Genomic DNA, 17,304 nt, shown 5'->3' with positions numbered 1-17,304 from the left:
GCCCGGGCCGCAGCCACGCGGCGCGCCACCCGACCGCTGCGGCGATCCCGTTCCGGGTCGCGCCGACCCCGGCCCCGGCCGCCGCGCCGCACTCCGCGCTGCAGTCCACCCAGCTCTCCCTCGCCGAGGCGAAGGCCCGCATCACCCGGCTCGAGGCCCAGCTCGTCGAAGCCGGCGCCACCGACTCCGACCTGGCCAAGCTGCGTGAGCAGGCGCGTTCGGCGCAGCTGCAGTTGCGCGACGCGCTCGTCGAGCTCGGAACACTCCGCCACACCGTCGCCGAACTGCGCGACGAGCAGCGCACCCAGAAACGGATGCTGCGCGAGTCCCGGCGCACCGTATCCGCACCGCCGGTCTCCAGCGAATACGAAACCCGCCGCGCCCTGTGGGAAGATTCCTCCGGTTGGGTGCGCCACGAGATTCTGCTCGCCTGGGTCGACCGGGTGCCGGAATCCGACCGCGAGGAATGGCCGCTTCCGCACAGCTACGTGCTCAGCGACCGATTCGCGGATTCGTTGTCGGGGCTCGACGACGGTCAACTGGCCAAGGCGTTCAAGGCATCCGTCGACGTGCTGACCGGGCGGGTGAAGACCCTCACCGGGCGGCACCTGCACGCGCTTCGTCAGGGCGCCGGAGCGGCCGACCCGCACCTGCTGCGCTGGGACGGCGCCCGCTGCATGCGCGTCTCAATCGAACAGAACACCCCGGCCGCCCGCCGGATGCACTTCTGGCAGAAGCCGGATGGCGGGATCGAACTGATCCGCATTGTCACGCACGACGACATGGAGGCGTAGGCCCTATCGTCGTCGGCATGCCCCGTTCGATTCGCCCGCTGCTTCCGCACGACTCCGCCCAGGTTCTGCTGCTCAACAACGATGCTGTTCCGGCGGTGAACGCCCTCGACGAGGCGAGCCTTGCCGCGCTGCTCGCCGAGTGTGCCGTCGCCGTGGTGGTCACCACCGACGCCGAGCCGGCGCAGGTGCTCGGCTTCGCCATTGTGTTCGCCGCGGATGCCGACTATGCCAGTGAGAACTACCGCTGGTTCGCGGAACGTTCGCGTGAGTTCCTCTACGTGGACCGCATCGTGGTGGCCGAGGAGGCCCGCGGCCAGGGGCTGGGCGAGGTGCTCTACGGAACGATCTTCGCCTCGGCCGAGACGACGGCGGCTGTCGTGGTCTTCTGCGAGGTCAACATCGAACCGCCGAACCCTGGCTCGTTGGCCTTCCATTCCCGTCTCGGTTTCGCGCAGATCGGCCAGCGGTCCACCAAGAACGACACGGTCGTGGTGGCGCTCCTGGCTGCCTCGGTCGGGGAGTACGCGGAGCGCTGACCGCGCCCCCCCGGTGGTCGAGCCTGTCGAGACCCGGTGATTTCGAGAGGCTCAACCGCCGCCCTGGGGTCGAGCGTGTGCGCAACGCCGTCACTCGAGGGAAGTCAGCGCCCTGCTATATTTCGCGGCAAGGCGATCCCGTGTGCCGACATCCAGCCGCGCCACCCGAGCTGGATCGAGATTGTCGGCGATGTCGGCGCGCTTCACGGCCAGGGCGATCGGGTTGGCGCGGATGGCGGCGTAGTAGTCGGCGTCGCTGACGGCATCCGTTCTGGTCAGCAGTTCGACTGCGGCGACCACGCCACCGGGGATGCCGGCGGCCAGGAGGTCGCTGGGGGGAGACGCTCGTGTCTTCGAACACATCGTGCAGCCAGGCGGTGGCCTGGCCCAGCGGGTCAATGAGGCGCTCGGCGACCCGGCGGGCGTGGTCGAGGTACGCGGTACCCAGCTCGTCGACCTGGCCGCCGTGTGCGGCCGTGGCGATGGCCTGGGCGGTGGCGACGAACGGTGCGGCTGTTGTGACCGGCATGGTGATCCCCCTTGGGCATTGCGACCGAGCGTGTGTGAGGGACAGTCCGGGAGAAGATTCAACCCGGACTGACGCCTGCACCGCACACGGTAGCGCGCACCCGTGAACGGGGGAAGTCGCATCGAGAAAATCGGCACAGCAGCCCCTTCCCTGCGCCCCGCACTGGGGGTGACTGATCCAGCCCCGTGGGGGTCGAATGCGCCATCGGGCTGGTAGGTTCAGGGCAGGTGGTCATCCGGCCACCGGCGAGACGGTTCGTACGTCTTTCGCAAGGGCACACCCGTTGAGAAACGGGGTCGCAAAGGCACGGGACCCTCGGGTCAGCCGGCCTACCGAATAAATAGGGCCGCAGCAGATGAGCTTTCCATTCCTGGAGACCGACGCCAGCGTCGAGTCCGACGGTATGACGCAGCCTCATGCCGCCCTGACTGTGTTCGCAGTCGACGGCCCCGGTTCACGGGCCCCGTCACCCCACAGACTCCATCAATCCGTCGCCGACTTGGGTAAGCAGACGACGGACTGAGGGAAGTCAGGTCGGCCTTCGGGTGGCCGCCCTGGCGCGGAATTGCGATCGGGGACCGATTCGGGTTCGGTCCCCCATCGCATTCACGCACGTCAGGGTCGTGGCCAGGCGAATTGTTGCGCCATGCCCGTTCGCACTGAGCCAGGCCCGCATTGTCGGGGTATGGCGCCGCACCGCGGGACCGCGTGGGACGAGGAGTGTCGCCCCGCACAGTCCCCGGTGCGGTTCCGGCTACTTCGCCGGTTCGGTGACCGTGTTGCTCTGCAGGGTGACTGCGGTCTGGGACAGCAGGCGCCCGTTGATCGTCGCTCCGGTCTTCATCGCGATGAGCGTCTTGCCGAGGATCGTTCCCTCGAAGTGCGCCGTGGTGCCGATCGAGGTGGAGCCGGCGGTCTGCCAGAATACGTTCTTCGCCTGCACGCCACCGGCAAGGGTGACGTTCTTGGCGGATGCCTCGTCGAGGTTTCCCGAGATCTGGAAGATGAACACATCGTCCGGTCCGCCGGACAGGGTGACATCGGTGGAGATGGTCACGTCGGTGTTCCACTTGTAGAGGCCCGGTAGAAGGGTGAGCCCGCCGATCTCGCCCGCGCCCAGGTCGATGAAGTCCGGGTTGATGCGCCCGGCCGCATCACCATAGGCGATACCCATGTCGCCGACGACCGTGGTCAGGAAGGACGGCGCGGTGACCTCGCACGGCGGTCCGGCGGCGTCGACCGCGAAGATGGTACCGGTCTGCACCTCCGGGCAGGTCAGGAGGATGGCCGCGCCGGTGATCGGGCTGGCGCCGACATTTCCGTTCACGGCCGAGGCGTAGACATCCGTCACGCCCGTCTGCGAGAGGATGGCGAAGGTACCGGCCGTGCCGAGCTCGATGGGAGCCTGGGGGAGGCCGCTCGCAGAGGCCGACCCGCCGATAACGGCGCTGCCGACCCCGGCGACGGCGACGGCCAGGAGCAGTCCGAGCTGGGCCTTGCGGGGAGTAGAGAAATTCTGGATCTTCATTGCGGTGGTTTCCTTTCGGCGAATCCGCACTCTGCGAATTCGGGCAGGGCCACCGTGGTGGGGTCCCCGATGCTGCACACCGGGTTTCTAACGTCGGTACCGTCCCCGAAAGGCCCCAGGTCCCACGCACACAGGCGTCCACCACGCACGACCTCGCACGCCCCACGGGACCAGTTCCAACGAATCGAATCTGTCTAACCCCCAGACTAGGGTTGGTTTTCCCCACTCCCCAGGATCCGAAGTATTAATCTGGTGAACACTTCGCGCCGACCCTTTCCTCTCGCTCGGCGGTCGTGAAATCGCGATTCACCGGCCCCGGGGTCTGGCCGACCGACGGCATCGGGTACACAATATGGGTCATGATCGTGCTGGTCGTCTGCGGCGTGCTGGCCCTGGTCGGGGTCGGCGCGGTGGCGGCCTGGGGCGGCATCGATCTGCGCACGCCCGTCGCCGGCGCATCCGACCCCACTGCGCAGCAGACGGTGCTGCAGTCGAACCTGACGCAGCCGCGCCCGGCCCAGCCGACCACACCGCCGGCGTCGGTGTCGCCAACCCCGGTGCGCAGCGCACGAGTGCCGGCCGCGCTCCGACGCAACGCCTGGTGGGCGACGTTAGTCACGGTGACGGGCACGGGCTCCGGTCTGCTGATCGCCGGAGCCGGAGGACGGCTCGTCATGCGAGTGCTCGCGCTGACCTCCCCGCTGGCCGTGGGCAGGATCACCGAGGCACAGGCGCGCGTGGGCGATATCACCTTCAACGGAACCCTCGCGTTCCTCATTTTCGGCGCCCTGCCTGGGGCGTTCCTCTCGTCAATTCTCTACGTCGTGGTCCACCGCTGGCTTCCCCGCGGCCGACTCGGGGGCGTGGTCTTCGGTCTCGTCCTGCTTGCCCTGTTCGGGACGACCCTCGACCCGCTCAGAGACGGCAACATTGACTTCTACATCGTCGGGCCGGGCTGGTTGGCGGCCCTGCTGTTCTCTGTCCTTGTGATTCTGCACGGGATGCTGGTGGCCGCCTTCGCCGGCTGGTACAGCGCACGGCTCCCCCTTCCGACGCGTCGCACCTGGCTTGCCTACACGCCGCTCCTGGCAGCCGTCGTCTATTTTCCGCTCGGGGTGCTGCTGCTCGCCGCTGCCGTCCTGACGTTGATCGGCTCCGCGCTCGTGCCGGCGGCACCCGGCTGGTGGACCTCCCGCGCCCTGGTCCGGACCGGGAGGGTTGTCCTGGTCGTGGTCGTGGTCTTCTCGATCCCGGGCCTCATCGGTTCGGTTGCGTCGATCACCACCGGATGATCACGCAACGACCGTGACGGCCCACCGTTTCGCCCCTGCCGACGGGACCTCCGGCCTAGCCGTGTCCCGGTCCGCGCAGTACGGTGCCTTAACGGGGTCCTTCCGGCGCACCGGCGTCGATCCAGCGGTCCCACGCAGGGTTGGAGTCGGCATGACCGAGCGCAGCGTGGTGTGGTTCAACGAGATCGGCTTGGCCGATATCCCCCAGGTGGGCGGCAAGAACGCGTCGCTCGGGGAGATGGTGCGATCACTGGCAAGCCAGGGCGTGCGCGTGCCGGACGGGTTCGCGACGACCGCGGATGCCTACCGCGCCTTCGTCACCGCGAACGGGATCGAGCCTGCACTCCGCCGTCAGCTCGAGCTGTTCCACTCGGGTGAGGCATCGCTCCGCGCCACCGGTGATGCCCTCCGCGAGTTGTTCCTGGGTGGGGAATTCCCTGGGGAGATCGCCGAAGGCATCCGCTCGTCCTATCGGGAGTTGTCGGAGAAAAGCGGCCAGGCGAACCTGGCCGTCGCCGTGCGCAGCAGCGCCACCGCGGAGGACCTGCCGGATGCCAGCTTCGCCGGCCAGCAGGAGACGTTCCTGAACGTGACCGGCGAGCGGGACCTGCTCGACGCCTGCCGTCGCTGTTACGCCTCCCTCTTCACCGACCGGGCGATCAGTTACCGGGAGGTGAAGAAGTTCGACCACCTCGAGGTCGCGCTGTCGATCGGCATCCAGCGGATGATCCGCTCCGATGTGGGCGGCTCAGGGGTGATGTTCTCAATCGACACCGACAGCGGCTTCCCGGGAGCCGCCGTGATCAGCGCGGCGTTCGGCCTCGGCGAGACCGTGGTTCAGGGCACCGTCGACCCCGACAAATACCTGGTCTTCAAGGCCCTGCTCGAGCAGCCCGGCTGCACACCGATCATCGAGAAGACCCTGGGGGCCAAGGCTCGCAAGATGGTCTACGCAAAGGGTGGCAGCGCCCGCACGCGCATGATCGACACGTCGGAGCGGGAGCGCCAGTCGTTCGTGCTCAGCGACGCCGACATCGTCAAGCTCGGCCGCTGGGCCGTGATCGTGGAGAATCACTACGGCCGGCCGATGGACATGGAATGGGCCAAGGATGGCATCACCCGTGAACTCTTCATGGTGCAGGCCCGCCCCGAAACCGTGCAGTCGCAGGCCAGCGGCACCCGGTTCACGATCAGCCGGCTCACCGAGCAGGGGCCGCTCCTGATCAAGGGCGTGGCGATCGGCGACAGCATCGCCGCCGGGGTGGCCTGCGTGATCAAGGACCCCGCCGACATCGAGAAGTTCGTCGACGGCGCCATTCTGGTCACCGAAATGACCGACCCCGACTGGGTGCCGATCATGACCCGGGCCGCGGGCATCGTCACCGACCATGGCGGTCCGACCAGCCACGCGGCCATCGTCAGCCGGGAGCTGGGAGTGCCGGCCGTGGTCGGCACCGGCACCGCCACCGACGTGCTCACGGATGGCCAGCTGATCACCATCTCCTGTGCCGAGGGCGACGAGGGCTTCGTCTACGAGGGTGGGCTCGCCTTCGAGACCGAGGAGATCGACCTGGGCGGCGTACCGAAGACCCGCACCAAGGTGATGGTCAACATCGCCAGCCCGGCCGCGGCCTTCGAATGGTGGCGGCTGCCCGCGGACGGTGTGGGGTTGGCCCGGATGGAGTTCATCATCAACAACCTGATCCAGATCCACCCGATGGCGCTCGTGCATCCTGACCGGGTGACCGACACGGTCGCGCTACGGAAGATCGCGGAGCTCACCCGCGGCTACGGCGACCCGAAGGAATACTTCGTGCAGGCACTGTCGCTCGGCATCGCGAAGCTCACCGCGCCGTACTACCCGAACCCGGTGATCGTGCGGATGAGCGACTTCAAGACCAACGAATACGCGCACCTGATCGGCGGCGCCGGTTTCGAACACTCGGAGGAGAACCCGATGCTCGGCTTCCGCGGCGCCTCCCGCTACTACGACGACCGCTACCGGGAGGGGTTCGCCCTCGAATGCCGGGCGATCAAGCGGGTGCGGGAACAGATCGGCTTCGACAACGTGATCGTGATGGTGCCGTTCTGCCGCACCACGGCCGAGGCCGACAAGGTGCTCGCGGTGATGGCCGAGAACGGGCTGACCCGCGGCCACCACGGCCTGCAGGTCTACATGATGTGCGAGATCCCGGCCAACGTCATCCTGGCCGAGCAATTCGCAACCCGCTTCGACGGCTTCTCCATCGGTTCGAACGACCTGACCCAGCTGGTGCTGGGCGTCGACCGCGACGCCGAGGACCTGGCGGCCCTCTTCGACGAGCGCGACGAGGCGGTCAAGAGCATGATCAGCCAGGCGATCGACAAGGCGCACGAGGCCGGGATCAAGATCGGCATCTGCGGCCAGGCACCGAGCAACTATCCGGACTTCGCCGCGTTCCTCGTGAAGGAGGGCATCGACTCCATTTCCCTCAACCCCGACAGCTTCCTCAAGACGGTCAGCCACATCTCCGCCGCCGAGCGCCAACTCGACACCGCGTAGCCGCCGGTCCGCGCTGCAGCCGCGCGGCGGTGCGCGACGGGACCGTCCGGGTCAGGCGCCGGACTCGTCGTAGCGTTCGAGCACGGCCTGCTCGTATTCGGCTTCGGCGGCGTCGGCGACCGCCCTGGCCTCGGCAACCCGGGCGCTGATCAAGTGCTCGACCTTCTCTATCCGTGTGACTTCCGCGGGGCTGGCCTTGGAGAGCAAGTCCTCCAGGATGTCGGGATCGCGGTGTGTGGCCGCGATGGCGCCCACCTCGGAGCGCAGAACCGCGGCCTTGCTCCGCAGGATGCGCACGCGCGCGTCCCTGGCGAGTTGCCGTGGCGTGAGCCCGGTCGCCTTGTCGGTCGCTTCGATGGCCTTTTCGGCGCCGGTCTTCTCGGTGCCGTTCTCGTGGTCTGCGGTGGTCATGGTGCCTCCCCGTTCTGTGGCAGCCTAGCGCGCGGGCGCCCCGCCGGAATAGGCCAAAGGGCCCGAGGGAGGGCTGGCGGGAGCGGCGGCGCGCCCGCTGGAGATGGCGGTCCACGGGAAGAAGGTGAGCAGCGAACAGGGTCGGCCCACTCGCGGCCCACTCGCACCCGGTTCTCACCCGAACTGGGCGTGTCGCTCCCCGCCGAACGGGAGCAAAATAAGAATCCATCTCTGATCAGGCAGGAGTTTCGGGAGATGACTGATGCAGCGTCTAACGACTCCGGCGACAACTACATCCATGACGACGACGCGGATGACGGCACCACCGGCGGCTATGAGGTGTACAACCCGCCCGCCGACCGTTTCCTGACCGCGCAGATGTGGTGGATCGCCAGCGATCTGGTGCGCAGGCACCCGCACCTCCGCATCTCGGGGGTGGAGGTCGACGAGGGCGCCCGGTTGCTGATCGTGCATGACGAGCAGAACGCGATGAGCGTCCAGTGGGATCTCGTGGGCGGGTGCAAGTTCCTCGTCAACGGGGTCGTGAACAAGATCAGCTGGATCGAGATGATGGCGGCCCTCAGCCCGCACGACATCGTGCAGCGGATCGAGGTGGCGACCGGCCTCGGCATCCCGAAGACCCCGCCGGTCACGACGAAACGAGCCCTGACCTACCGGCTGATCGCCAGCGCGCTGGCGACTGCGATCAATGATCGGCAGGGCTGGTACGCGGTGCCCGCGCCGATGCTGCACGACGAGGATCCGGCCGAACCCGGCTGCGACTACTTCCGCGGCTTCCCGTCGACCATCGAGGCCCGCTCGCGCTACGTGGCCATGACCCTCGAGGAGTTCGATGCCGGCAATCGCAGTGTCTATTTCTTCCAGCCGTTCTGGGCGCTGCTGCGCGACTTGGACCCGGTCGCGATCTTTGACGTGGCGGGCGTGATCCATACCGTTCGCGGATCCACCGAGCTGATGCCGGTCTACGAGCGCACGCACCGCACCCTGTCGATAACGACCGTGCATGTGCTCGGAACCTACCTGCCCTAGCGACGGCACTCCCGGTGTCCGGAGCGGGACTCTCCGTGACGCAGCGGCCGGTGATCGACCGGTCTCTAGCGGATGCTGCCGAGCGCCGTGAGCTTGGCGTGCAGGAGGGAATCGCTGGGCTCGACGACGTGCGTGCCGTCGGGGAAGACGATCACGGGGATCTGGGTGCGGCCGCTGATCGCGTGGGCTCGGTCGGCGCCGTCGTCGACGATCTCGAGGTCGACGTAGTCGTAGTCCACGTTGAGCACATCGAGCAGCTTCTTCGAGCGGCGGCAGTCACCGCACCACTGCGCGCCGAACATGGTGGTGCGCTGGGCGGTTGCTGCGGCAGTGGCGACGTCGATCATTCAACCCATTCTAGGTGCGTGCGGTTGGCGTTCTCTGGACGCGGGGCTCTTCGGGCGTCGATAACACGCTCCGACCGTGCGCGACAGCGCCCACGTTTCACCCCGAACGGGTGCCCACGAAAACCGCGAGGTGACTCTACAAGTGGGGGCGTGTGCCTGACCGAATACCGCCTCCGACCAATGACCACGCTGGTAGATTCGAACCGAGGCAAGAGCAGTCGGGGGGACTGGGCAATGCAGTCGAACCAGGTGATTTCCGAACGGCGCGGCCCGCCGCAGGACCCGCTGACGGCGTCCATCATCGAGGACCTGCTCGCGGCGAGCGAACGACTCTCCGCGGCCGGGCGCCACCGCGAGGGCGCGGCCCCGGCCGAAGAGGTTCTGGCCCTGCCGGGAGTCACACCGGTGCAACAGGCACGTGCCCGCGAGATGCTCGCGCTGCACCGCCTGCGGCTCGGTGATTATCAGGCATCCGTGCAGAACGGCCTGCTGGCACTGGAATACCTGACCTCCAGCGGAGACCTGCTGCGACAGTCCAAGGTGCACTGCACGCTCGCGCTGGCCTATACCGACACGGGCCTGACCGAGCAGGCTCTCGGCCACGCTGTTCCCGCGCTGGAGACGGCACGGGCCTGCGGGAGTCAGCTGGCCGAGTTCTGGGCGCTCACCCGGGCGTCGACGGTGCACGGCGCCATGGGTGACACGGTCCGGGGCGTCGACCTCGGACGGCAGGCGTTGGCCCTATCCAGGACCCTGGATGACACGGAGGCACGGTTCATCGCCGTGAACAACCTGGGCGACAGCTTCCTCGAGGCCGCGCGCGCCCAGCGAGCGGCGGAGTGCGACGCCTCGCTCGCGCTGCGAGAGGGTCTGGTCCTGTTTCGTGAGGCCGTGGCCATGGCCCACGCCCAGGGCCACAACTTCTTTGAGACAATCGCGCTCACCAACCTGGTCAGCATCCTGATCGAGTTGAACGAGCACGATGAGGCGAGGGAGAAGGCTCATCGCTGCAAGGATCTGGCCCGCGCGAACGGGTTCCGCAATCTCGAGGTGAATGTCGACGCGCAACTCGCTGAGGTGGTGCGAGCAGAGGGAAATCTCGAGGAGGCGACCGCGATGATGGATGCGCAGCTGGCCGACCCGTCGATCGATGAGGACCCAGCCCTGCAGATCAGGCTGCACCAGGCCTTGTACGAGATGCACAAACAGCGGCGGCGGTTCGAGCAGGCCCTCGTCCACTGCGAAAAGCTGGGTACCCTCTCGTTGCAGAGAATTACCCAGACGGCCGGGCTCCAGTCCCAGCTGCTGATCAACACCCTCGAGGTCGAGCAGGCCCGCCACGAGGTCGAGCGCTCGCAGCTCGCGGCCGAGGTTCAGCGGATCCGTGCGGAGGAGCTGGACGACCAGGCGCACACCGACCCGCTCACCCACCTGCCGAACCGGCGTGCACTCGACCGGGAGCTGCCCCGGTTGATGGACCGCGCGCGCGACCTCTCCCAGCCCCTGTGCGCGGCGATGATCGACTTCGACAATTTCAAGCGCGTCAACGACGCATACGGGCACGCCATCGGTGACCAGGTTCTCACCACGATGGCGCAGATGTTGCGCGCCGTCACCCGTGAGACCGATCTTGCGGTTCGGGTCGGCGGCGAGGAGTTCCTGCTCGTCTTCGGAGACACGGATCTTGACCAGGCCGCGCAGGCCTGCGAACGGCTGCTGGCCTCGGTGCGCGACTACGCCTGGAATGGCGTGGCCGCCGGCCTCACCTGCACGGTCAGTGCCGGCCTGGCCGACCTCAGACCTGCCGAGCGGGTGTCGCACTGGCTGGAACGAGCCGACAGCGCCCTCTATGCCGCAAAGAACCGCGGCCGTGACCAGGTTGTGACCGCCGAAAACTAGTCGGCGGCAGTCGCGCACCGGATGTCGCCCTGCGACATCCGGATCGGGAACTATTCGGCGTCGAGGTCCGTCTCGAGGATCACGACGAGGGATTCGAGGGCCTCGTCGGCCCCGTCGCCATCGGCGCGGAGAATGACCACGTCGCCGTTGGCGGCACCGAGGCTCATCAGGCTCAGGATGCTCGAGGCATCCATCGCGTCTTCGGCGGGGTCGCTCTCGAGGCCGATCGTGACCTCGATCGACAGCGCGCCGACGGCCGCCGCGAAAATCGAGGCGGGACGGGCGTGCAGGCCGACACGGCTCGCGATGGTGGCAGTGCGTTCGGACATGGTTCCTCCTGGGTGGTGCTCGGCGAGATCGGTTCTCGGCGAATCTGGTGCGTCGCTGGTCAACGAAGGCGGGTTCGGGCGTTGCAGCGCAAGCGCGCACGGTCCGATGGTCCGGCGGGAGCCCCGCTGGTCTCGGCCTGAGCCGTTGACGGTGAGCCGTTGATGGTGAGCCGTTGACGGTCAGCGGTTGACAGTGATGAAGTCGTCACCGGCGGCGAGTTGCGCGCCGGCGGCGACGGCATCCGCCAGCGTGATGTCCTCGGCAATGCGTTCGAGGATGATCACCGGCACGATCGGATTGCGGCCGGTCGCCTCAACCGCGACCACGTCGTAGCTGATGATCACGTCGCCCGCCGTGACGGTGTCACCCTGCTCGGCGCGAAGGGTGAATCCCTCGCCGTGAAGCTGCACGGTGTCGATCCCCAGGTGCACCAGCACGCCGAGTCCGTCGGGGGACAGGATCACATACGCGTGCGGGAATACTTTGAGCAGGTTGCCACTGATCGGCGCAATCGCGTCGACGACGCCGCGCTGCGGGTCGATCGCCGCGCCCGGCCCCACGATCGACTGCGCGAAGGTGGGGTCCGGTACCTCTTCGATGGCGACGGCCCGCCCGGGAACGGGCGCGAGCACGACTACAGGAGTGGCTGAGCTCACAGAATGTCCTCGATGTCTTCCGCGAGGTTGTCCGCCTCCGGGCCGACAACCACCTGGATGATCGTGCCCGACCGGAATACTCCGTGGGCGCCCGCCGCCTTGAGCGCCGCCTCGTTCACGAGGGCGGGGTCGGTGACCTCGGTCCGCAGCCGGGTGATGCAGGCCTCGATCTCGACGATGTTGCCGGATCCGCCGAGGCCGGCCAGGATCTGTTCCGCTTTACTGCTCATCTTGTGTTCCTCCTGTGGTGGGTGCTGCTGGTCCGGATTCTAGTGCTCTCCGAGAACCTCGGCGGCGCGCGGTCTTGACAAGCAGGGAGCCGCTGCGTCATCATCGAACAATTGGATCGTACCAGTACGGACCACAAACCGAAAGTGGTCTTATGATGGAGATAGACCAACGATGCGAAGGTGACACGATGACGAAGATCGCTGACGAGAGTCCGGCCCTCGAGGCAGGCCCCGTGCCCAAGCATGCCCAGCTTCGGGCCATCCTGCTCGAGCGGATCGAGAACACCCTTGCTCCGCACGCGGCCATCCCCGCCGAGCGGAAGCTGATGACCCAGTACGGCGTGAGCCGCTCGACGGTGCGCGAGGCGATCCGCCAGCTCGTCGAAGAGGGCCGCCTCTACGGGGTGCATGGCAAGGGCACCTTCGTGGCCGGCGAGCGCGTGCAGACCGACCTGCACCTGGCGTCCTTCACCGAGGACATGCGTCGTCGCGGGCTCATCCCCGCGACGATCGTGAGCTCGTTCGCCCTGGTCGACGCTTCGCTCGAGGTGCGGGCCGCGCTCGGCCTCGGCGCGAACGCCCGGGTCTATGAGATCGACCGCCTGCGGCTCGCCGGCGGCATCCCGATGGCGTTCGAGCGCGGCTATTACAAGGCGGAGCTGCTGCCCGACCTCGAGAGCAAGGACCTGACCCGGTCGCTCTATGCGACCTTCGCCACCGAATACGGGCTGCGCATCGACAACGCGGAACAGACCGTCTGGGCTGAGACCGCGGATGCGGGCGCCGCCGAGGTCCTGGGCGTCACCGAGGGCGCACCCCTGATCGTGTTCCGCCGCACCTCGGCGGCGGGATCGGCATTTATGGAATACGTCACCTCGTGGTACCGCGGCGACCGCTACCAGGTGCACATGTCCCTCAATCTGCAACACCAGCCCTGATCCACCCCAAGCCACAACCCATCACCAGGAGGAAATCAATGTCCAGCATCACCGCAGACGCGGGCACGAAACGAAAGTTTCCCGGCCTCGGCCAGGCTCAACGAGTCGGCCGCAGTCTTATGCTCCCGATCGCCGCACTCCCCGCAGCCGGCCTGCTCCTCAGGCTTGGTCAGCCTGACCTGCTCGGTGGGATCCCGGGCTTCGAAACCGGCGGCGCCGTCATCGCGTCGGCCGGCGGCGCGCTCTTCGGGGCTCTCCCACTGCTCTTCGCGGTCGGCGTGGCGATCGGCTTTGCTAAGAAGGCCGACGGTTCGACTGCCCTGGCCGCCGTGGTCGGCTACCTCGTCTTCTCCAAGGTCGGCGAGGCAATGTCGCCGCTGGTCCTGGGGCTGCCGGCCAAGGGCGGAACCCAGGATCTCGTCAATTACAGCGTGCTCGGCGGCATCCTGATGGGTATCGTCTCCGCGTTGCTTTGGCAGAAATACCATCGGATCTCGTTGCCCAGCTATCTCGCCTTCTTCGGCGGGCGCCGGTTCGTGCCCATCATTACAGCCGTCGTGGCGCTGGTGCTCGGTGTTCTGCTCAGCTTCGTCTATCCGGCGTTCGCGAACGGGCTGACCGGCTTCGGTGAGCTGGTCACATCCAATAACATCTGGGGTGGCTTCCTCTACGGCACGACCAACCGGCTGCTCATCCCGGTGGGCCTGCACCACATCCTCAACTCCGTCGTCTGGTTCGTCATCGGTGACTACCACGGGGCCACCGGCGACATCGGCCGGTTCTTCGCTGGCGACCCCACCGCGGGCTCCTTCATGACCGGATTCTTCCCGATCATGATGTTCGCTCTGCCCGCCGGCGCCCTGGCCATCTGGCACGAAGCCAAGCCGTCGCAGAAGAAGATCGTCGGCGGCATCATGCTCTCCGGCGCCCTCACCGCGCTGCTCACCGGCGTCACCGAGCCGCTCGAATTCTCCTTCATGTTCGTCGCGTTCCCGCTGTTCATCATCCACGCGCTGCTCACCGGTTCCTCGCTCGCCCTGGTCAACGCCCTCGGCATCCGAGACGGGTTCAGCTTCAGCGCCGGAGCCTTTGACTACGTGCTCAACTTCGGGCTCGCCGAGAAGCCGCTCCTGCTCATCCCGATCGGGCTGGCCTACGCCGCGATCTACTACTTCCTCTTTCGTTTCGTCATCCGCAAGTGGAACCTGAAGACCCCCGGCCGCGGCGACGACGAGATCCAGGACCCGGCAGCGGCGGACTCCGCGGGAACGACCGTCTAGCTGCGACGTCCCGTGCCGGGGGTTGCGGGCAATCCGCCCACGACCCCCGGCACCGCCGGCAGCACCCGAAACACCATGCAATTCGAACCTGGAGTACACGATGGCCGAAGTAGTTTTTGTTGACAGTGAAGCCGCGGCGGGAACGCTCGCGGCGGCATCCATTCGTTCACTGATCCTGCGGAAGCCGGATGCCGTGCTCGGCCTCGCGACGGGCTCGACGCCGCTCTCGGTCTACGCCGCGCTGGCCGCGTCCCTCACAGCCGACCCGATCGACGTGTCCCGGGTGCGCGGCTTCGCCCTCGACGAATACGTGGGCCTGCCCGCCGACCACCCCGAGAGCTATCGCTCGGTCATCACCCGCGACGCCGTCGTGCCGCTCGGCCTCAACCCCGCGAACATCCAGGTGCCGAGCGGCGACCCTGCCACCATTCACACGGCGGGCCTCGACTACGAGGCCGCCATCCTCGCCGCCGGCGGCGTCGACGTGCAGATCCTCGGCATCGGCCGCACCGGGCACGTCGGCTTCAACGAACCCGGCTCGTCGTTCGCCTCGGTGACCCGCATCAAGACCCTGACCGAGAAGACCCGCATCGACAACGCCCGCTTCTTCCCCTCGATCGACGACGTGCCGATCCACTGCATGACGCAGGGCCTGGGCACCATTCTCCGGGCGCGGCATCTCATCCTGTTGGCCTTCGGGCCGGAGAAGGCGGATGCCATCGCCGCCGCCGTCGAGGGACCGGTCAGCTCGAGCAAGCCGGGTTCGGTGATCCAACTTCACCCGCACGTCACCGTGATCGTGGACGAGGCCGCAGCCTCGAAGCTGGCGAACCTCGACTACTACCGGTACGCCTGGGCCCACAAGCCCTGGCCGGGAATCTAGGCCCTGCCGCTGCACCTCATCCCTGCACCCTTCAGTCTGAATCCCGCGTGTGAACCCTTGGAGCAACCGTCATGACCCCGCTCACCTCCCCTCCGGCCGGATTGGTCCCGGCCGAGCGTTCCGACGCGCCGTTCGAGGACGGCCAGGGCTCGGCCGTGCCGTCGCCCGCAGTCCCGTCGCCGGCGGTGCCGATGCTCATCTCCGGCGGCACCGTGATCGCACCGGACGCCGTGTACTCGCCCGGCTGGGTGGATATCCGGGCCGGCCGGATCGTCGGCTGCGGCGCGGGGGAACCGCCCCGGGAGCCGGACTTCAGCTTTCCGGAGTGCACCCTGGCCGCCGGTTACGTGGACATCCACACCCACGGCGGGGGCGGCAGCAGCTTCAACGACCAGGACTCCGCCGTCGCCGCCGCGCAGATCGCCGCGACCCACCGCGCCCACGGCACCACGACCCTGATGGCCAGTCTTGTCACGGCCCCGCTCGACGAGTTCGAGCGCACCGTGGCGGCCCTGGCCGGGCTGGTCGAGCAGGGGCTGCTGGCCGGCATCCACCTGGAGGGTCCCTGGCTGAGTCCGGCCCACCGCGGCGCCCACGACGAAAACCTGCTCCGCACGCCGGACGCCGAGAGCATCGACCGGATCATGCGGGTCGGCCGCGGCACCGTGCGGATGGTCACCATCGCGCCCGAGCTGGAGGGTGGACTCGCCGCCGTACGCCAGATCGTCGGCTTCGGCGCCGTGGCCGCGGTCGGGCACACCGACGCGAACTACGACATGACCCGGCAGGCGATCGCCGCGGGGGCCACGGCCGGCACCCACGTGTTCAACGCGATGCGGCAGATCCACCACCGCGAACCCGGCCCGGCGCTCGCCCTGCTCGAGGACCCCACGGTGTTCGCCGAGCTCATCGCCGACGGGGTGCACCTCCACCCGGCCATCGTGCGTTTCATCATCGAGAGCCCCTCGCGGCCCGTCTTCGTGACGGATGCCATGGCCGCCGCCGGCGCGGACGAGGGCGACTATAAGCTCGGCGCCCTCGACGTGAGCGTCTCCGGCGGCCAGGCGCGCCTGGCCGACGGCACCATTGCCGGCAGTGTGCTCACCTTGAGCGAGGCCGTGCGTTACGCCGTGCACACCGCCGGCGTGCCCGTGGAGGTAGCGGTGCGCGCCGCCACCCAGAACCCCGCCGACATGATCGGCCTCGCCGACCGTGGCCGCCTCGCGCCCGGCAACCGCGCCGACCTGATCGTGCTGGGCACCGGACTCCAGGTCACCGCGACCCTGCAGGCCGGTCTCTGGTGCGAGGCCTGAGCCTCCGCCGGCCTGCCCCTCGCCTCCTGCTACGCCCCGCCGTTATACCCCGCTGCTACACCCCGAGCGCCATCCGCACCCCGAGCGACAGCATCACGACGGCGATGAAGCCGTCGAGGATACGCCACGAGCCCGGGCGGGCGAAGAACGGCCGCAGATGGCGCGCACCGAAGCCCAGCCCGAAGAACCACACGAAGCTCGCCGTGACCGCGCCGAAGCCCCACCACCAGCGCTCGACTTCGCCCTGCTGGTTGGCGACCGAGCCGAGGAAGATCAGCGTGTCGAGGTAGACGTGCGGGTTCAGCCAGGTAAGAGCGATCATCGTCGCCACCGCGGCCCGGGTGCTGATCGGAACCGGCGCGTCCTTCGCCACCAGCGCCTTCGGCTTGAAGGCGCGCACGGTGGCGAAGACGCCGTAGGCCAGCAGGAACGCGGCCCCGACGATGCGGATCACCACGAGCGCCGCCGGGGTCTGTTCGACCACGAGGCCGACGCCGATTATCCCCGCGAAGATGAGCACGGCATCCGAAATCGAGCAGATCAGCACCGCAGGCAGGATGGTGCGGGTGCGGCCCTCGATCCCGAGCCGCAGGACGTACGCGTTCTGCGCGCCGATCGCCACGATCAGGGCCAGCCCGGTGCCGAAGCCGAGGAGCGCGGGGAGGAGGGTGCCGGCGAGGTCCATGCTGGCCAATGTAGGAGACAAATCTGATGCAGTATAGCTAAAGTTTTAAAGGATACCTAAG

Annotated in this window: 17 protein-coding genes, 1 pseudogene and 1 riboswitch; of the genes and pseudogenes, 10 read left to right on the top strand and 8 right to left on the bottom strand. The window is 67.8% G+C overall.

The features are described from left to right. Both E3O19_RS17670 and E3O19_RS17665 read left to right on the top strand, forming a co-directional pair. On the top strand, window positions 1-794 hold a 794-nt coding region (locus tag E3O19_RS17670; RefSeq protein WP_198413852.1), incomplete at its 5' end, for a hypothetical protein. Between the two features lie 17 nt (window positions 795-811). Then, window positions 812-1,330, top strand: a complete 519-nt coding sequence (locus E3O19_RS17665) for a GNAT family N-acetyltransferase (protein ID WP_166804458.1) — start codon at window positions 812-814, stop codon at window positions 1,328-1,330. 90 nt (window positions 1,331-1,420) lie between these two features. On the opposite strand, the gene E3O19_RS18225 is transcribed toward E3O19_RS17665, so the two are convergent. Both E3O19_RS18225 and E3O19_RS04705 read right to left on the bottom strand, forming a co-directional pair. Beyond that, on the bottom strand, window positions 1,421-1,693 hold the full coding sequence (locus tag E3O19_RS18225) for a hypothetical protein (RefSeq protein ID WP_241981192.1): 273 nt from the start codon (window positions 1,691-1,693) through the stop codon (window positions 1,421-1,423). A gap of 429 nt (window positions 1,694-2,122) precedes the next feature. After that, window positions 2,123-2,196, top strand: a riboswitch (cyclic di-GMP riboswitch). 417 nt (window positions 2,197-2,613) lie between these two features. Next, window positions 2,614-3,387 carry an ice-binding family protein gene (locus E3O19_RS04705; protein WP_134565688.1) on the bottom strand — a complete coding sequence of 258 codons (774 nt, stop codon included), beginning with the start codon at window positions 3,385-3,387 and terminating at the stop codon, window positions 2,614-2,616. 359 nt (window positions 3,388-3,746) lie between these two features. On the opposite strand from E3O19_RS04705, the gene E3O19_RS04700 reads away from it, so the two are divergent. Continuing rightward, window positions 3,747-4,679: a hypothetical protein gene (locus tag E3O19_RS04700; protein ID WP_134565686.1), complete on the top strand. Its 933-nt coding sequence runs from the start codon at window positions 3,747-3,749 to the stop codon at window positions 4,677-4,679. A gap of 151 nt (window positions 4,680-4,830) precedes the next feature. After that, entirely contained in the window at window positions 4,831-7,221 is a 2,391-nt protein-coding gene (gene ppsA / locus E3O19_RS04695) for a phosphoenolpyruvate synthase (protein ID WP_134565685.1), read from the top strand. 51 nt (window positions 7,222-7,272) lie between these two features. On the opposite strand, the gene E3O19_RS04690 is transcribed toward ppsA, so the two are convergent. Continuing rightward, window positions 7,273-7,632: a hypothetical protein gene (locus tag E3O19_RS04690; protein WP_134565683.1), complete on the bottom strand. Its 360-nt coding sequence runs from the start codon at window positions 7,630-7,632 to the stop codon at window positions 7,273-7,275. Window positions 7,633-7,887: 255 nt separating this feature from the next. Between E3O19_RS04690 and E3O19_RS04685 the strand changes: the two genes are divergently transcribed. After that, window positions 7,888-8,682, top strand: coding sequence for a TY-Chap2 family putative peptide chaperone (locus E3O19_RS04685; protein WP_134565681.1), 795 nt, complete (start codon window positions 7,888-7,890; stop codon window positions 8,680-8,682). 65 nt (window positions 8,683-8,747) lie between these two features. Here the strand turns inward: E3O19_RS04685 and E3O19_RS04680 are convergent, their stop codons facing one another. Next, window positions 8,748-9,029, bottom strand: a complete 282-nt coding sequence (locus E3O19_RS04680) for a glutaredoxin family protein (RefSeq protein WP_134565679.1) — start codon at window positions 9,027-9,029, stop codon at window positions 8,748-8,750. A gap of 234 nt (window positions 9,030-9,263) precedes the next feature. On the opposite strand from E3O19_RS04680, the gene E3O19_RS04675 reads away from it, so the two are divergent. Then, on the top strand, window positions 9,264-10,928 hold the full coding sequence (locus E3O19_RS04675; protein ID WP_166804457.1) for a tetratricopeptide repeat-containing diguanylate cyclase: 1,665 nt from the start codon (window positions 9,264-9,266) through the stop codon (window positions 10,926-10,928). Window positions 10,929-10,978: 50 nt separating this feature from the next. Here the strand turns inward: E3O19_RS04675 and E3O19_RS04670 are convergent, their stop codons facing one another. The 3 genes and pseudogenes from E3O19_RS04670 to E3O19_RS04660 form a co-directional block, all read right to left on the bottom strand. Further along, window positions 10,979-11,257 carry an HPr family phosphocarrier protein gene (locus E3O19_RS04670; protein ID WP_134565675.1) on the bottom strand — a complete coding sequence of 93 codons (279 nt, stop codon included), beginning with the start codon at window positions 11,255-11,257 and terminating at the stop codon, window positions 10,979-10,981. A 180-nt stretch (window positions 11,258-11,437) separates the two neighbouring features. Beyond that, window positions 11,438-11,914, bottom strand: a complete 477-nt coding sequence (locus E3O19_RS04665; protein ID WP_134565673.1) for a PTS sugar transporter subunit IIA — start codon at window positions 11,912-11,914, stop codon at window positions 11,438-11,440. Next, window positions 11,911-12,150, bottom strand: a pseudogene (locus E3O19_RS04660) (PTS sugar transporter subunit IIB); the annotation flags it as partial. The pseudogene E3O19_RS04660 and the gene E3O19_RS04665, both read right to left, overlap by 4 nt. 182 nt (window positions 12,151-12,332) lie before the next feature. On the opposite strand from E3O19_RS04660, the gene E3O19_RS04655 reads away from it, so the two are divergent. The 4 genes from E3O19_RS04655 to nagA all read left to right on the top strand — a co-directional run bounded on the left by E3O19_RS04655 (window position 12,333) and on the right by nagA (window position 16,558). Next, window positions 12,333-13,082 (top strand): GntR family transcriptional regulator, encoded by a 750-nt coding sequence (locus E3O19_RS04655; RefSeq protein ID WP_134565669.1) that lies wholly within the window; start codon window positions 12,333-12,335, stop codon window positions 13,080-13,082. Window positions 13,083-13,120: 38 nt separating this feature from the next. Continuing rightward, a complete protein-coding gene (locus E3O19_RS04650; RefSeq protein WP_134565668.1) occupies window positions 13,121-14,362 on the top strand; it encodes a PTS transporter subunit EIIC in 1,242 nt (413 codons plus the stop codon). Window positions 14,363-14,462: 100 nt separating this feature from the next. Continuing rightward, complete coding sequence (locus E3O19_RS04645) at window positions 14,463-15,245, top strand: glucosamine-6-phosphate deaminase (protein ID WP_134565666.1); 783 nt, start codon at window positions 14,463-14,465, stop codon at window positions 15,243-15,245. A 71-nt stretch (window positions 15,246-15,316) separates the two neighbouring features. Then, complete coding sequence (nagA, locus tag E3O19_RS04640) at window positions 15,317-16,558, top strand: N-acetylglucosamine-6-phosphate deacetylase (RefSeq protein WP_241981191.1); 1,242 nt, start codon at window positions 15,317-15,319, stop codon at window positions 16,556-16,558. Between the two features lie 55 nt (window positions 16,559-16,613). Here nagA and E3O19_RS04635 read toward each other — a convergent pair whose 3' ends face one another. After that, on the bottom strand, window positions 16,614-17,243 hold the full coding sequence (locus E3O19_RS04635; RefSeq protein WP_134565664.1) for a LysE/ArgO family amino acid transporter: 630 nt from the start codon (window positions 17,241-17,243) through the stop codon (window positions 16,614-16,616). Between the last annotated feature and the right edge of the window lie 61 nt (window positions 17,244-17,304).

Source organism: Cryobacterium algoritolerans (assembly GCF_004402785.1).
GTDB classification, from domain to species: Bacteria; Actinomycetota; Actinomycetes; order Actinomycetales; family Microbacteriaceae; genus Cryobacterium; species Cryobacterium algoritolerans.
Note: the sequence above shows the minus strand (reverse complement) of the source record. Positions and strands in the feature narration are given on the sequence as shown.

Coding starts and splice junctions, on each gene's coding strand:
- E3O19_RS17665 (WP_166804458.1), top strand. CDS start 812: ATGCCCCGTTCGATTCGCCCGCTGCTTCCGCACGACTCCGCCCAGGTT.
- E3O19_RS18225 (WP_241981192.1), bottom strand. CDS start 1,693: ATGTGTTCGAAGACACGAGCGTCTCCCCCCAGCGACCTCCTGGCCGCC.
- E3O19_RS04705 (WP_134565688.1), bottom strand. CDS start 3,387: ATGAAGATCCAGAATTTCTCTACTCCCCGCAAGGCCCAGCTCGGACTG.
- E3O19_RS04700 (WP_134565686.1), top strand. CDS start 3,747: ATGATCGTGCTGGTCGTCTGCGGCGTGCTGGCCCTGGTCGGGGTCGGC.
- ppsA (WP_134565685.1), top strand. CDS start 4,831: ATGACCGAGCGCAGCGTGGTGTGGTTCAACGAGATCGGCTTGGCCGAT.
- E3O19_RS04690 (WP_134565683.1), bottom strand. CDS start 7,632: ATGACCACCGCAGACCACGAGAACGGCACCGAGAAGACCGGCGCCGAA.
- E3O19_RS04685 (WP_134565681.1), top strand. CDS start 7,888: ATGACTGATGCAGCGTCTAACGACTCCGGCGACAACTACATCCATGAC.
- E3O19_RS04680 (WP_134565679.1), bottom strand. CDS start 9,029: ATGATCGACGTCGCCACTGCCGCAGCAACCGCCCAGCGCACCACCATG.
- E3O19_RS04675 (WP_166804457.1), top strand. CDS start 9,264: ATGCAGTCGAACCAGGTGATTTCCGAACGGCGCGGCCCGCCGCAGGAC.
- E3O19_RS04670 (WP_134565675.1), bottom strand. CDS start 11,257: ATGTCCGAACGCACTGCCACCATCGCGAGCCGTGTCGGCCTGCACGCC.
- E3O19_RS04655 (WP_134565669.1), top strand. CDS start 12,333: ATGACGAAGATCGCTGACGAGAGTCCGGCCCTCGAGGCAGGCCCCGTG.
- E3O19_RS04650 (WP_134565668.1), top strand. CDS start 13,121: ATGTCCAGCATCACCGCAGACGCGGGCACGAAACGAAAGTTTCCCGGC.
- E3O19_RS04645 (WP_134565666.1), top strand. CDS start 14,463: ATGGCCGAAGTAGTTTTTGTTGACAGTGAAGCCGCGGCGGGAACGCTC.
- nagA (WP_241981191.1), top strand. CDS start 15,317: ATGACCCCGCTCACCTCCCCTCCGGCCGGATTGGTCCCGGCCGAGCGT.
- E3O19_RS04635 (WP_134565664.1), bottom strand. CDS start 17,243: ATGGACCTCGCCGGCACCCTCCTCCCCGCGCTCCTCGGCTTCGGCACC.